Origin of the sequence: Pantoea sp. UBA7232 (genome assembly GCF_002473195.1) — a bacterium.
Classification (GTDB): domain Bacteria; phylum Pseudomonadota; class Gammaproteobacteria; order Enterobacterales; family Enterobacteriaceae; genus Pantoea; species Pantoea eucrina.
The window spans coordinates 249,277-263,271 of sequence record NZ_DKTK01000008.1; the positions used below are offsets into that span (position 1 = coordinate 249,277).

The window sequence follows — 13,995 nt, forward strand, 5'->3', positions numbered from 1 at the left end:
TTAAGGTATGACTGTATGATGGTATACCATGTTTTGACATCCCAAAAGTGGCGATGCTATACCCCTTTCACCAGTAGCAATTAACAAACCGTTAACTTGAAAGGGGTTTACATGCATCCGGATATTCGTAAAACCGTCGTCACCACTGAAACCGTGTATACCGATGGCGGCAAAGCGGCGGGCACGCCGCTGGTGATGATTGCGGCTGCAGCCGTGGTCAAAAATCCGTGGGCTGGCAGAGGCTTTGTTGAAGATCTGGCACCAGAAATCCGTGAGATGGCGCCGGTATTAGGCGAATTGCTGACCGGATTAATCGTTAAAGAAGCGGGGGGCGGCGATCGCGTGGTCGCCTATGGCAAATGTGCCGTTACCGGACTGAACGGCGAGCTGGAGCACGCCTCAGCGCTGATTCATACGCTGCATTTTGGTAATCACTACCGTTCTGCGGTGCAGGGCAAAACCTATCTGGCATTCAACAATACGCGCGGCCCGGCCAACACCCCGATCCTCGTCCCGATGATGGGAACAGAAGATGAGGGCTCGCGCGAACATTATCTGACCATGCAGTTCACCATCAATGATGCTCCGTTCAGCGACGAGATCGTGATTGCGCTGGGCGCTGCGCTGGGCGGCCGCCCGCATCATCGCATCGGTAACCGTTATCTTGATCTTAAAGAGCTTGGCCATGATCAGAAAAATCCAGCCGCTGTCTGAGGCGTCAGCGCAGGTCAGCTATCTCGAAGCGGGAGCCGGCACTCCGCTGGTGCTGATTCACGGCGTGGGCATGAATGCGGAAGCCTGGTTTCCCCAGATAGCGGTACTGAGCCGCCATTTTCGGGTTATCGCAGTGGATATGCCCGGGCATGGCGACAGCACAGGCTTCGGGCATCACGCGACGCTGACCGACTACGTTTCCTGGCTGGCAGCCTTTCTCGCCACTCAGCCAGAGCAGCGTTTTGCGGTTGCCGGGCACTCAATGGGTGCCCTGATCACCGCCGGACTGGCAATTGATTATCCGCACTCTGTCAGCCGCGCCATCGTCATGAGCGGCGTCTTCAGGCGCTCAGCTGCGGCCCGCGCTGCGGTCCTGCAGCGCGCTCACGAGCTGGCAAGCGGTGATGTCCAGCTGGATGCGCCACTGGAGCGCTGGTTCAGCGCCACCCCGGAGGAGCAGCCGCTGCGTCACAAAGTCGGCGAGTGGCTGCAGCAGGTCAGCCCGGCAGGCTATGCGCGCGCCTATCAGGCGTTTGCTGAAGGCGACTCGCTGTATGCCGATCGCTGGGCAGAGATGCGCTGTCCGGTGCTGGTCATGACGGGCGAACTGGATGCCAACTCCAGTCCGGAAATGACACGCCAGATGGCCGGCGCAGCACCTTACGGTGAGGCGGTGGTTATCGATAACGCCAGACACATGTTGAATCTGACCGATGCTGAACGGGTCACGCAAGAGATGCTCTCTTTCCTTGAGCCGGTTGCAGCCCCCGTCACGTCACAAGAGCCTATTCAGGAGTAACTTATGGACGCAGATAAACGCAGAGAGTTGCGCGACGCCTTTGGCGCCTTTATGACGGGCGTAACCGTGGTCACGACCCGGGATGCTAAAGGTGAGCCGATTGGTTTCACCGCAAACTCTTTTTCATCGGTATCACTCGACCCGGCGCTGCTGCTGGTCAGCATCGACAAACGTTCGGCTAACTTTGAACATTTTACGCAGTGCCGCCATTTTGCCGTCAATATTCTGGCAGAACAGCAGAAAGAGACGTCAAACGTGTTTGCGCAGAAAATTGCCGACCGGTTTGCGCGCGTCAGCTGGCATCGCGGAGAGCAGGGCACGCCGCTGATTGATGAGAGTTCGGCCTGGTTTGAGTGTGCGCTGCATCAGGTGATTGACGCAGGCGACCACGCAATTCTGATTGGTAACGTGCTGCAGTTCGCTTCCAGCGGCACGGCGGGTCTGGGCTACTATCGCGGCGCCTATTTTACCCCTTATCAGCAGGCAGAGTCGCTGATTAGCGGGCCGGATGTTGTGGTCAGTGCGCTTATCGAGTCCGCCGGTAAGGTGCTGCTGGTCAGGCAGTCAGAGGGGTATGAGCTACCGGCACAAACCATGCGCGGCCGCAGCGTCGATGAAACGCTGACGCAGGTATTCAGCACGCTGCAGATTGCCGCCAGTCCGGGCTTTATCTACTCCATGTGGGAGGATCGGCAGAAAAAGCAGCAGCATATTGTCTTTTTATGCGCTCAGCCCACCGGCGGTACGCTACCCGCAGTTGACCAGGGAGAGTGGCGCGATCTGCAGGATCTGGCTGCAGTACCGGTGGCTAACGGTGCGCTGCAGGCGCTGCTGGGACGCTACATGCGTGAATATGCGGCGGGTAATTATGGCCTCTATTACGGCGATGAAGCGCAAGGTTCGGTGCGCCAGTTCTCTGTGCCAGCCCATCAGGAGGTGGTATGAAGCTTTCTCTGTTTCTGCATATGGAGCGCGTCTCGGCTGATGATGCACAGGATAAGCTCTACGAAGAGATGATGACGCTGTGCGAAATCGCCGATCGCGGCGGGCTGCATGCGATCTGGACCGGTGAGCATCACGGTATGAACTTCACCATTGCACCGAACCCTTTCATCAATCTGGTGGATATTGCGCACCGCACCCGACATGTGCGCCTCGGTACCGGCACCATTATTGCGCCGTTTACCCATCCGATTCGCCTTGCCGGTGAGGCGGCAATGACCGATATCATCACTAACGGACGGCTGGAGCTGGGTATTGCGCGCGGCGCCTATGCGTTTGAGTATGAGCGTCTGCTGCCGGGCCTTGATGCCTGGGGAGCCGGTCAGCGCATGCGGGAGCTGGTGCCGGCAGTAAAAGCGCTCTGGCGCGGTGATTATGCTCATCAGGGCGAGTTCTGGCAGTTCCCGTCCACTACGTCCTCGCCGTTACCCAAACAGCAGCCGCATCCCCCCATCTGGGTGGCTGCCCGCGATCCCAACAGCCATGAGTTTGCCGTTAAGCAGGGTTGTAACGTGCAGTGCACGCCGCTGCATCAGGGAGACGAGGAAATTGTGCGCCTGATCACCACGTTTAAAGAGGCGTGCCGGGAATACGCTCCGGAGCAGCCGCTAAAAATTATGCTGCTGCAGCATGGTTTCGTGGCGGCGGATGAAGCGGATGCACAGCAGGCAGCGCAGGAGCTGAACCGCTTCTACCACTACTTTGGCGCCTGGTTTAAAAACGAGCGTCCGGTGACGCAGGGGCTTATTGCGCCACTCAGTGATGAAGAGATTGCCGCTAACACCTATTACAGCGCAGAAAAAATGCGCCAGAACCTGGCTATCGGTACGGCGGACGAAGTGATCGCCCGGCTGAAAAACTATGAAGCACTGGGCTATGACGAATATGCGCTATGGCTCGACAGCGGTATGACCTTTGAGCGCAAAAAAGCTTCGCTGATGCGCTTTATTGAGCAGGTCGTTCCGGAATTCCACTAAGCGGAGAGAGAGATGGACGCGTTTAAACTCTATATTGACGGGCAGTTTGTAACCGGCGCCGCCTCGTTCACATCCCTGAATCCGGCGACCGCGGAGCCCTGGGCAACTATCGCCGGCGCAGAACAGCAGGAGACTGACCGCGCGGTGGAGGCGGCTGCCCGCGCGTTTACGTCAGAGGCATGGCGCGCGCTTACTGCCAGCGCGCGCGGTAAACTGCTGCTGCGGCTGGCCGATCTGATTGAGCGGGATGCGGCGCGGCTTGCACGTATTGAAACGCTGGATACCGGCAAAATTATTCGCGAGACGCAGGCGCAGATCGCCTATGTGGCGGAGTATTACCGCTATTACGCGGGCATGGCCGATAAAATGGAGGGGGCCACGTTAAGTATCGATAAGCCCGATATGGAAACGTGGGTCAGACGTGAGCCGGTGGGCGTGGTGGCGGCAATCATCCCCTGGAACAGCCAGCTGTTTCTGTCAGCGGTTAAAATCGGCCCGGCGATCGCCGCTGGCTGTACGCTGGTAGTGAAGGCAGCAGAGGTGGCTCCGGCTCCCCTTCTGGCGCTGGCAGAACTGATTGATGAAGCGGATTTTCCCCCCGGCGTGATTAACGTCATCACCGGCTTTGCTGAGCAGTGCGGTGCACGGCTCACCGCACACCCGCTTATCGATCATATCGCTTTTACCGGCGGCGCAGAAACCGCACGCCATATTATACGCGGCAGCGCGGAGAATCTCGCCAGCACCTCACTGGAGCTGGGGGGCAAGTCACCGTTTATTGTTTTTGCCGATGCCGATCTGGAGAGTGCGGCGAACGCTCAGGTGGCTGCGATCTTCTCAGCCTCGGGTCAGAGCTGCGTTGCAGGCTCGCGCCTGCTGGTAGAAGCCAGTATTAAAGAGGCGTTTATTGAGAGGCTGGTGAGTAAAGTGCGCAGCATTGTGATCGGCTGTCCGCAGCAGCCTGAAACGCAGTTTGGCCCGCTCTGCACGCTGCGCCAGAAACAGAACATTGAACAGGTCGTCAGCCGCACGCTGGAGCAGGGCGCTAAGCTGATTATCGGGCATGAGCCTGTTCACAAGCCTGGCTTCTATTATCCGCCGACTATTCTTGATTGCAGCAGCGTACCGGCAGCAGAGAGTGTCGTGCAGGAGCTGTTTGGTCCGGTGCTTTCGGTGCTGACTTTCAGCGGGGAAGCGGACGCGCTGCGGCTGGCTAACGGCACCGAATATGGTCTTGCCGCCGGCGTCTTTACGCAAAATCTGACGCGCGCGCATCGCATCACGCGCCAGCTGCGCAGCGGTGTGGTCTGGCTGAACACCTATCGGGCAGTCTCACCGCTGGCACCCTTTGGGGGCTATGGCAAATCAGGATTCGGGCGCGAGGGCGGCACTGACGCCGCGCTGGAGTACACCACAACCAAAACGGTATGGCTGCGCACCAGCGATGAGCCCATCGACGATCCCTTTATCATGCGTTAATTCCCTTTCCGGCGCTGGCCATTCACATCCTCGCCCGCCGGATCGCTAAATATCAGGAGTCTTACCGCCAGCAGTTTCTCCTGCGAGAAGACGAGACGCACATCGTCGGGATGGCTATGGCATGACAACGCCAGTGATGTATCTGCAACACATAATAATTCTGCATCTCAACTGGAGGGTAAGGTGGAAAAATCATCACGTCAGGGGCCGTTTATCGAGAACAAGTCGGTGGATTATGTGCCGGTGTCTGAGCGGCACGGCAAATCGCACAGCCTGTTCACGCTCTGGTTCTGTACCAATATTGCTCCGCTGGCGGTGGTCAGCGGGGCGATCGCAACCGAAACGTTTCACCTTAATGTAATTTCCGCGCTCTCTGCGATTATCGCCGGCCATCTCTTTGGTGGCATCTTTCTTGCGCTGACCTCAGCGCAGGGGCCGAAAACCGGCATTCCGCAGATGGTACAGAGCCGCGCGCAGTTCGGGCGCTATGGTTCGCTGCTGGTAATCAGCTTTACTACCGTAATCTATCTGGGGTTCTTTATCTCCAATATCTCGCTTTCGGGCCGGGTAATTAACAATGTCATTCCGGCGCTGCCGGTGGCGAGCGCAACGATTTTAGGCGCCGTGCTGGCAACAGCGATCGGCGTGATAGGTTACCGCTTTATTCACCGGATCAATAAAATTGGCGCATGGATCATGGGCGCGGCCCTGCTGCTGGGACTGACGCTGATGCTATCGCAGCCGCTACCGGCAGACTTCTGGCAGCGCGGATCGCTGAGCGCGGCAGGCTGGTTCGGGACCTTTTGCATTGGTGCGGTGTGGCAAATCAGCTTTTCACCTTATACCTCAGATTATTCGCGCTATCTGCCTGCGGATGTGGGGATCGCCCGTCCTTTCTGGGCGACTTACCTCGGCGCCTGCGGTGGAACTATCCTGGCGTTTGTCTTTGGCATGATGGCCGTCAGTATTGCTCCGGCGGATGACGCCATGATGGCGGTGCGTCATGCCACCGGCTGGCTGGGACCGCTGCTGATGATCCTGTTTCTGGTGAATATCATCTGTCATAACTCCATGAACCTGTACGGGGCGGTGTTATCGCTGATAACGGCCGTGCAGACCTTCCGTCCGCACTGGACGCCGGGGGCGGCGGTGCGGCTGGTGGTGTCCGCTCTGGTATTGACAGGCAGCATTTTGATTGCGCTGGCGGCATCGCAGAACTTTGTCGCATTTTTTATCAACCTGATTCTGGCGCTGATCGCCGTACTGATCCCGTGGATTGTGATCAACCTGCTCGACTTCTACTACGTCAATAAACAGCACTACGACGTGGCAGCCATATTTCAGGCGGACGGAGGACGCTATGGGCGGCTTAATACACAGGCGCTGCTGGTCTATTTTGCCGGGATCCTGGTGCAGGTTCCTTTCATCGAAAATGCGTTTTTCTCCGGTCCCTATGCAAAACTGGTCCCGGGCGTGGATATCTCATGGATTATCAGTCTGGTTGTAACCAGCATCGCCTATCCGCTGTTTCATCGCAGGCATCAGCCGGTATTGACCGTACTGCCTGAAAGCAAAGTGTAATAACCGGGCAGGGATGCCCCGGTCTGCTTCCCGCATTAGCAACGAACGTGCTGCTGTCTGCGACCTTCTCATGCACGGCAACCGCACGCGACAGAGGTGCGATTTATGCGGGATACCTGCTAACATAGCGCGCGGCAGCGGCGCGCTGTCGTCTGGTTAACCCGGTATAAATATTATGATTACGCCGTGCGAATAACGCGCGGTGAATGGAGCTATGGCACTGATGTTGCAAGATTTAGGCATTATCGATTTATGGACGTTTCTGGCAGGTGCGCTGGTGATTATTCTGTTACCCGGCCCGAACAGCCTCTATGTTTTACGCACCGGCATGGGCCGCGGCATGAAAGCTGCGTCTAAAGCGATTGCGGGCGTCATGGCAGGCGATCTGATCCTGATTTTTCTTGCCTGGGCGGGGGTTGCTACGCTGATCCGCACCAGCCCGCACATTTTTATGATGGTGCGCTATCTGGGCGCGATGTTTTTACTTTATCTGGGTATCAAAATCATCATGGGCGCACTGCGCCAGCGCGCGGATGCGCAGCCTGCTGAGCCGGTCAAAGCAGAAAACTACTTTCTGCGTGCGGTACTGCTGGGGGTGACTAACCCTAAAGCTATCCTGTTCTACGTCTCTTTCTTTATTCAGTTTATCGACCCCAAAGTCACTCATACCGCGCCGGCGTTCGCCACGCTGGGTGCGCTGATCCAGCTTATCAGCTTCAGCTACTACTCCGTGCTGCTGGTGGCGGGCGCGGTGATGGTCCGCTTCCTGCGCAGCCGCACGCGGCTGGTTAAATTTGCCAACATGCTGACCGGTATGCTGTTCTTTGGTTTTGCCGTCCGGCTGGTGAGCGCCCAGAGCTGATGGCAACTACGCACGCTGCGGAGAGATAAATGATAGCCAGACAACGTCAGGCGGATGCCCTGCTGGTGAGCACCACGCTCATCGCGGCATTTGGCTGGATCTGCTCACGCGAAGCGATAGCTGGTATGCCCGCGCTGGCCTTTGTTGCGCTGCGCTTTCTTTCGGCCAGCGTGGTACTGCTGCTGCTGTGCCGTGCCGCCGAGCTGCGCCATACGCTGCGGAATATCAGGCCGGTTCTGATGAGCGGGCTGCTGCAGTCTGCTTATATGCTGCTGTGGATTTATGCCGTCGCCACCACGCGCTCGCTGGGTGAGGGGGCTTTTATCATGAGCCTGTCGATGCTGTTTGTGCCGCTTTTTGCCTGGGTCATACTGCGCAGCCGGCCGGCGCGTGCGTTCTGGCTCTCTCTGCCGGTGGGCATCGCGGGACTGGCGCTGCTGACGCTCAGGCAGGATCTCCATTTTGAACTGAGCCAGCTGCTGTTCCTCGGCGCCGCGCTGGTTCAGGCAGTCTACTTCTGTTTCACCACCCGCTTTGCCGCGACGGTCCCTGTCTGTCCGCTGGCCACGGTACAGCTCGCCTGCACCGGCGCGGTAGCAGGCGTGCTGTCGCTGCTCTCTGAAAGCTGGCCGCAGGAGATTGCGCTGGCCTCCTGGAGCTGGCTGGCGGCCAGCGCGCTGCTGGCGACCAGCCTGCGCTTCTGGCTGCAGCTGAAAGGGCAGAGCATGACCAGCGCGGCGAACGCCGCACTGATCATGATTCTGGAGCCGCTGCTGACGGTGCTGGCGGCGGCCCTCTGGTATGGCGAAGCGATGTCGGCCCGGCAAATGCTCGGCTGCCTGCTGATATTACTGTCGCTGCTCTATTACCGGCTGCAGCAGGCGAAAGCGCTGGCGTAATTGCTTAAGCAAGGCGATACAGCGCATCGCTTACCGCATTAAACAGCCTGTCGAGTTCGTCAGGCTGAGCAGAAAACATCGGACCAAACTGCAGCGTGTCGCCGCCAAAGCGAACATAGAATCCCGCCTTCCATAACAGCATGCCCGCTTCAAAAGGGCGCAGCGTGGCATCACCTTCACGCGGCGCCAGCTGAATCGCCCCGACCAGCCCGCAGTTGCGAATATCCACCACGTGCGGACAACCGCGCAGCGCGTGGAGCTGCTGTTCAAACAGCGGTGCCAGCTCAGCCGACTGCGCTATCAGCGACTCCTTTTCCAGCAGGTCAAGCGTGGCGATAGCCGCTGCGCAGGCGACCGGATGGGCGGAATAGGTATAGCCATGTGCAAACTCCACCGCATGCTCTGGCAGCGGCTGTGACATATAGGCGTGATAGATTTCGCTGCTGGCGGCCACGCCCCCCAGCGGGATGGCGCCGTTGGTGATCTGCTTGGCAAAGTTAAGCAGATCCGGCGTCACGCCAAAGTACTCTGCGCCGGTCCAGCGTCCCATGCGGCCAAAGCCGGTGATCACCTCATCAAAAATCAGCAGGATGTTGTGCTGCGTGCAGATCTCACGCAGGCGCTGCAGATAACCCCGTGGCGGAATGATGGCTCCGGCGGAGCCGGAAAGCGGCTCAACAATCAGCGCGGCGATGTTTGACGCATCGTGCAGCTCAATCAGTTTCAGCATCTCATTGGCCAGCGCCTCGCCGCCGGTTTCAGCCTGACCCGGCGTGAAGGCGAGGTCGCTTTGCAGCGTATGCGGCAGGTGATCCACATCCATGAACTGACCAAACATTTTGCGGTTGCCGCCAATGCCGCCGAGGCTGGTGCCGGCGATGTTCACACCGTGATAACCGCGGGCGCGACCGATCAGTTTGGTTTTGGCCGGCTGGCCTTTGGCGCGCCAGTAGCCGCGCGCCATTTTTACCGCGGTGTCTGCCGCTTCAGAACCGGAGCCGGTGAAAAAGATATGGTTGAGATCGCCCGGCATGTACTGCGTGATACGTTCTGCCAGCTGAAACGAGAGCGGATGGCCATACTGAAAGCCGGGGGAGTAATCAAGCACGCCGAGCTGCCGGCTTACCGCCTGCTGGATCTCACTGCGAGTGTGGCCAGCGCCACAGGTCCACAGCCCTGACAGACTGTCATAAATGTGTCGCCCTTGATCATCGGTAAGCCAGCGTCCCTCTGCTGCCACGATAAAGCGCGGATCGCGCTGGAAATTACGATTGGCGCTGGAGGGCATCCAGTGCGACTGCAGGTTCAGGGAAGCGGTATCTATGCGTTCGGACATGGCGGGTTCTCCAGAGTGTATAGCCAGAGTTTGCAATCAGGCATCGGTTAAGTTAAATGCTAATTAACTTAAGTTTAGTCAGCGGAAAACTCACCTGAATGAAACCTAAAACGCTGGCGCAGGTTACCGATTTCGATCTGCGTCTGCTGCGGCTGTTTAAAGTCGTTAGCGAATGCGGCAGCTTTACGGCTGCCGAGAGCAGGCTGGGCATTACCCGTTCGGCGATCAGCCTGCATATGAGCGATCTGGAGAAGCGTCTCGGGATGCGGCTCTGTCAGCGCGGAAGGGCGGGATTTGCCCTGACGGATGAGGGGCGCGAGATCCTGCGCCACAGCGCCAGCCTGATGGCGGCGGTTGAGGATTTTCGCCAGCAAATAAATCAGATGCATAAACAGCTGCGCGGTGAACTTAATATCGGCATTATCAATAATCTGGTGACGCAGCCGCGTATGCAGATTACGCAGGCGCTGGAAGCGTTACGCGAAAAGGGTGCGGAAGTCCGCATTAATATCAGTATGCTTACGGCCGCTGATATTGAGCAGGGTTTGCTTGACGGACGTCTGCATGTGGGCGCGCTGCCCTATACCGCGCCGGTGTCGGGCCTGGTCTATACGCCGCTCTATGAAGAGATCTCCTGTCTTTACTGCAGCAGTACGCACCCGCTTTTCAGCCAGGCGCATGAGGCGGATCCAGCGGTGCTGCATCGCTATGAAGCGATAGCGCCTGGCTACCGTCTGAGCGCGGAAGCCGCTGCCCTGCATCGGTCACTTAACTGTACGGCCACAGCCTCTGACCGGGAAGGTATCGCTTTTCTGATCTTAACCGGACGCTATATCGGCTTTCTGCCCGATCACTATGCGGCACGCTGGTGTGAGCTGCAGCAGATGCGTGCAATTGCGCCTTCGCGGCTGCGCTTCGGCAGCCAAATCGCGATTGTGACCCGGCAGGGAGAGCGCCGGAATGCCATTCTGCAGCATTTTCTGGCAGCAGCAGGCGCGGAAAATGAAGCTGCCACACTATCATAATTACAACATACTGTTAGTTGATCAACTAACTCGTTCAGCTTCAGTGTCGGCTGGTCCGATCGGGCATTCGTCGTGGCAAGTTTTACAGCGAGAATAAAAGCGGTATGAAGCAGGGCAGCATTGCGCTGCCCTGCAGAGAGGTTATGCCCGTACAGGCTCACCGCGCACCGGGCGCTCGCCGGCAACATAGTAGTCGGCAGTGCTGCGTGGCAGCGGATCGCGACCGCGAATATTATCCGCAATCTTCTCGCCAATCATAATGGTTGTCGCATTGAGGTTACCGGTGATAATCAGCGGCATGATGGAGGCATCGACCACGCGCAGCCCCTGCAGGCCATGCACGCGACCTTCACCATCAACCACGGCCATCTCATCGCTGCCCATTTTACAGGTGCCGCAAGGGTGGTAAGCGGTTTCACCGTGGTTACGCACAAACTCATCCAGCTGCTCATCGGTCTGGCAGTCGATTCCCGGACTGATTTCGCGACCGCGATACTTATCCAGCGCCGGCTGGTTGATGATTTGACGCGTAATGCGAATCGCATCGCGGAACTCATGCCAGTCCTGTTCATGCGACATGTAGTTGAACAGAATGGCCGGATGGCGGCGCGGATCGCGTGATTTAATCCGCACGTGACCCCGGCTTGGCGAGCGCATAGAGCCAACATGGCACTGGAAGCCGTGCGCTTCAACCGCGTTAGAGCCGTTGTAGTTAATGGCAACCGGCAGGAAGTGATACTGGATGTTAGGCCAGTCGAACTCTTCCCGGCTGCGAATAAAGCCGCCGCCTTCAAACTGGTTGCTGGCGCCGACGCCGGTACCGTTGAACAGCCATTCGGCGCCGATTTTCGGCTGGTTCCACCACTTCAGCGCCGGATAAAGAGAGACCGGCTCTTTGCACTCATACTGCAGATACATCTCCAGGTGGTCCTGCAGATTCTCACCCACGCCGGGCAGGTCGTGCACGACCGGAATATCAAACTGCTGCAACAGCTCTGCCGGACCGACACCTGAACGCTGCAGGATCTGCGGCGAGGCGATGGCGCCAGCGCATAGCAGTACTTCACGCCGCGCATAGACCGTTTTCGGGGTGTTACTGCCGCCCTCAAGGTATTCAACGCCGGTCGCGCGCTTGCCGTCAAACAGAATGCGATCGGTGGTCGCATGGGTAATGATCTTCAGGTTCGGACGTTTCTTCGCGGTATCAAGATAGCCGCGTGCCGTGCTGGAACGGCGGCCTTTTGGCGTAACAAAGCGATCCATCGGGCCAAAGCCTTCCTGCTGATAGCCGTTCAGATCGTCGGTGCGCGGATAACCCGCCTGCACACCTGCTTCAATCATTGCCGCAAACAGGACGTTGTTATCCGGCTTACAGGTGGTGATGCTGACCGGACCTTCGCCGCCGTGATAGTCATTTGCGCCGATATCACGCGTTTCTGACTTGCGATAGTAGGGCAGGCAGTCGAGATAGCTCCACTGCTCAAGACCGGGCGCTTTGGCCCAGTTGTCGAGATCCATCGCATTGCCGCGGATATAGCACATGCCGTTGATCAGCGAAGAGCCACCCAGCCCTTTACCGCGCCCGCACTCCATGCGGCGGTTATTCATATAAGGTTCCGGCTCGGTCTCATACGCCCAGTTGTAGCGCTTACCCTGCAGCGGGTAAGCCAGGGCCGCAGGCATCTGAGTGCGGAAGTCAAAGCGGTAATCGGGACCACCCGCCTCCAGCAGCAGTACGTTGACATTGCTATCTTCGGTCAGACGGGTAGCCAGTACGTTTCCTGCGGATCCGGCTCCGATAATGACGTAATCAAATTCCATTAGTCGCTCCTCAGGTAAGCTCAATTAAAATACTGACTGAAAACGGGTCATTTCGATCTGCACCGATTTAACCTGGGTGTAATTCTGCAGCGTCATCACGCCGTTTTCACGGCCGATGCCGGAGTGCTTATAGCCGCCTACCGGCATTTCAGCGGCGGATTCACCCCAGGTGTTGATCCAGCAAATACCGGCTTCAATCTGGTGAATAACGCGGTGCGCGCGGTTAAGATCCTGCGTGACCACGCCCGCGGCCAGACCATATTCGGTGGCATTAGCGCGACGCACGACCTCTTCTTCGCTCTCATAGGTGAGAATGGACATTACCGGGCCAAAAATCTCTTCCTGTACGATGGTCATTTCGTCGCGGCAGTCGGTAAAGACGGTTGGTTCAACCCACGCGCCCTGATCAAATTCAGCGCCGCTCATGCGCTTACCGCCGCACAGCAACGTAGCCCCTTCGCTGATGCCCGATTCGATATAGCGCATTACGTTGTCGCGATGGGCAAAGCTCACCAGCGGACCAAAGTTCGTGGCCGGATCGGCGAGGTCGCCCGCTTTGATACGCGCCACGCGTTCGCTGATTTTGGCCTCGAATTCCGCTTTTACTGCTGCAGGAATAAAGACGCGGGTGCCGTTGGTGCAGACCTGACCGGAGCTGTAGAAGTTTGCCATCATGGCGATGTCAGCAGCGAGGTCGAGATCGGCATCATCAAAGATAATCAGCGGAGATTTACCGCCCAGCTCCATCGTGACATCTTTCAGTGTCGAGCCGGCAGCGTTTGCCATCACTTTCTTACCGCTGGCCACGCCGCCGGTGAAGGAAACTTTGTCGATACCAGGATGATCGGTCAGCAGCTGACCGGTCACCGCGCCGCGTCCGTTCAGCACGTTGAAAACACCATCCGGCACGCCGGCCGCGGTGTAGATCTCAGCCAGCTTCAGCGCGGTCAGCGGAGTAACTTCACTGGGTTTGAAAATCATGGCGTTACCCGCAGCCAGTGCCGGTGCCGATTTCCACAGCGCAATCTGGATGGGATAGTTCCATGCGCCGATCCCGGCCACCACGCCGAGCGGTTCGCGGCGGGTATAGACAAAAGAGGTGTCGCGCAGCGGGATCTGCTGGCCTTCCAGTGAAGGGATCAGCCCGGCATAGTACTCCAGTACATCAGCACCGGTGACAATATCTACCGCCTGGGTTTCGCTGAACGGTTTACCGGTGTCCAGCGTTTCCAGTTCCGCCAGTTCGTCATTACGTTCACGCAGGATCTCCACCGCACGCCGTAAGATGCGCGAGCGCTCCATCGCCGTCATCGCAGCCCAGATTTTCTGGCCTTTTTTCGCGGCTTCAACGGCGCGATCGACATCCGCACGCTCAGCTTCATGGACTTCTGCCAGCACATCGCCATTAGCAGGGTTGATACTCTGGAAGGTGTTACCTGCTGCAGAGGGGACAAATTTGCCATCAATGTAGAGGTGCTGTTCGGTGAATCGGGACATGTT

The 13,995-nt window shown here is 57.9% G+C and carries 12 protein-coding genes; 9 read left to right on the forward strand and 3 right to left on the reverse strand.

The features are described from left to right. Positions 1–111 precede the first annotated feature (111 nt). From B4056_RS09180 to B4056_RS09215, 8 genes are all read left to right on the forward strand, one after another. Positions 112–714 (forward strand): amino acid synthesis family protein, encoded by a 603-nt coding sequence (locus B4056_RS09180; protein WP_040113559.1) that lies wholly within the window; start codon positions 112–114, stop codon positions 712–714. After that, positions 686–1,513 (forward strand): alpha/beta fold hydrolase, encoded by an 828-nt coding sequence (locus B4056_RS09185; protein ID WP_094111821.1) that lies wholly within the window; start codon positions 686–688, stop codon positions 1,511–1,513. The genes B4056_RS09180 and B4056_RS09185 overlap by 29 nt, the downstream gene beginning before the upstream one ends. A gap of 3 nt (positions 1,514–1,516) precedes the next feature. Continuing rightward, the gene (locus B4056_RS09190; RefSeq protein ID WP_094111822.1) at positions 1,517–2,458 is read left to right on the forward strand and encodes a flavin reductase family protein; all 942 of its coding nucleotides are present in this window, start codon (positions 1,517–1,519) and stop codon (positions 2,456–2,458) included. Then, positions 2,455–3,492 (forward strand): LLM class flavin-dependent oxidoreductase, encoded by a 1,038-nt coding sequence (locus B4056_RS09195; protein ID WP_040113552.1) that lies wholly within the window; start codon positions 2,455–2,457, stop codon positions 3,490–3,492. Before B4056_RS09190 ends, B4056_RS09195 begins: the two co-directional genes overlap by 4 nt. Before the next feature lie 12 nt (positions 3,493–3,504). Next, entirely contained in the window at positions 3,505–4,971 is a 1,467-nt protein-coding gene (locus B4056_RS09200) for an aldehyde dehydrogenase (protein ID WP_094111823.1), read from the forward strand. A 183-nt stretch (positions 4,972–5,154) separates the two neighbouring features. Next, positions 5,155–6,552 (forward strand): purine-cytosine permease family protein, encoded by a 1,398-nt coding sequence (locus B4056_RS09205; protein WP_094111824.1) that lies wholly within the window; start codon positions 5,155–5,157, stop codon positions 6,550–6,552. Between the two features lie 223 nt (positions 6,553–6,775). Next, on the forward strand, positions 6,776–7,414 hold the full coding sequence (gene leuE / locus B4056_RS09210; RefSeq protein WP_040113891.1) for a leucine efflux protein LeuE: 639 nt from the start codon (positions 6,776–6,778) through the stop codon (positions 7,412–7,414). A 32-nt stretch (positions 7,415–7,446) separates the two neighbouring features. Next, positions 7,447–8,313, forward strand: a complete 867-nt coding sequence (locus B4056_RS09215) for a DMT family transporter (protein ID WP_094111836.1) — start codon at positions 7,447–7,449, stop codon at positions 8,311–8,313. Between the two features lie 4 nt (positions 8,314–8,317). Here B4056_RS09215 and B4056_RS09220 read toward each other — a convergent pair whose 3' ends face one another. Beyond that, the gene (locus tag B4056_RS09220) at positions 8,318–9,649 is read right to left on the reverse strand and encodes an aspartate aminotransferase family protein (RefSeq protein ID WP_040113546.1); all 1,332 of its coding nucleotides are present in this window, start codon (positions 9,647–9,649) and stop codon (positions 8,318–8,320) included. 98 nt (positions 9,650–9,747) lie between these two features. Here B4056_RS09220 and B4056_RS09225 point away from each other — a divergent pair, with 98 nt between their 5' ends. Further along, the gene (locus B4056_RS09225) at positions 9,748–10,674 is read left to right on the forward strand and encodes a LysR family transcriptional regulator (RefSeq protein ID WP_040113544.1); all 927 of its coding nucleotides are present in this window, start codon (positions 9,748–9,750) and stop codon (positions 10,672–10,674) included. A 141-nt stretch (positions 10,675–10,815) separates the two neighbouring features. Here B4056_RS09225 and betA read toward each other — a convergent pair whose 3' ends face one another. Together betA and betB are read right to left on the reverse strand one after the other, a co-directional pair. After that, the gene (gene betA / locus B4056_RS09230; RefSeq protein ID WP_071668369.1) at positions 10,816–12,495 is read right to left on the reverse strand and encodes a choline dehydrogenase; all 1,680 of its coding nucleotides are present in this window, start codon (positions 12,493–12,495) and stop codon (positions 10,816–10,818) included. Positions 12,496–12,519: 24 nt separating this feature from the next. Next, positions 12,520–13,992 carry a betaine-aldehyde dehydrogenase gene (gene betB / locus B4056_RS09235; protein WP_071668368.1) on the reverse strand — a complete coding sequence of 491 codons (1,473 nt, stop codon included), beginning with the start codon at positions 13,990–13,992 and terminating at the stop codon, positions 12,520–12,522. Between the last annotated feature and the right edge of the window lie 3 nt (positions 13,993–13,995).

Excerpts from the sequence above, each read along its gene's own strand:
- B4056_RS09180 (WP_040113559.1), top strand. The coding sequence starts at position 112 with ATGCATCCGGATATTCGTAAAACCGTCGTCACCACTGAAACCGTGTAT.
- B4056_RS09185 (WP_094111821.1), top strand. The coding sequence starts at position 686 with ATGATCAGAAAAATCCAGCCGCTGTCTGAGGCGTCAGCGCAGGTCAGC.
- B4056_RS09190 (WP_094111822.1), top strand. The coding sequence starts at position 1,517 with ATGGACGCAGATAAACGCAGAGAGTTGCGCGACGCCTTTGGCGCCTTT.
- B4056_RS09195 (WP_040113552.1), top strand. The coding sequence starts at position 2,455 with ATGAAGCTTTCTCTGTTTCTGCATATGGAGCGCGTCTCGGCTGATGAT.
- B4056_RS09200 (WP_094111823.1), top strand. The coding sequence starts at position 3,505 with ATGGACGCGTTTAAACTCTATATTGACGGGCAGTTTGTAACCGGCGCC.
- leuE (WP_040113891.1), top strand. The coding sequence starts at position 6,776 with ATGTTGCAAGATTTAGGCATTATCGATTTATGGACGTTTCTGGCAGGT.
- B4056_RS09220 (WP_040113546.1), bottom strand. The coding sequence starts at position 9,649 with ATGTCCGAACGCATAGATACCGCTTCCCTGAACCTGCAGTCGCACTGG.
- B4056_RS09225 (WP_040113544.1), top strand. The coding sequence starts at position 9,748 with ATGAAACCTAAAACGCTGGCGCAGGTTACCGATTTCGATCTGCGTCTG.
- betA (WP_071668369.1), bottom strand. The coding sequence starts at position 12,495 with ATGGAATTTGATTACGTCATTATCGGAGCCGGATCCGCAGGAAACGTA.
- betB (WP_071668368.1), bottom strand. The coding sequence starts at position 13,992 with ATGTCCCGATTCACCGAACAGCACCTCTACATTGATGGCAAATTTGTC.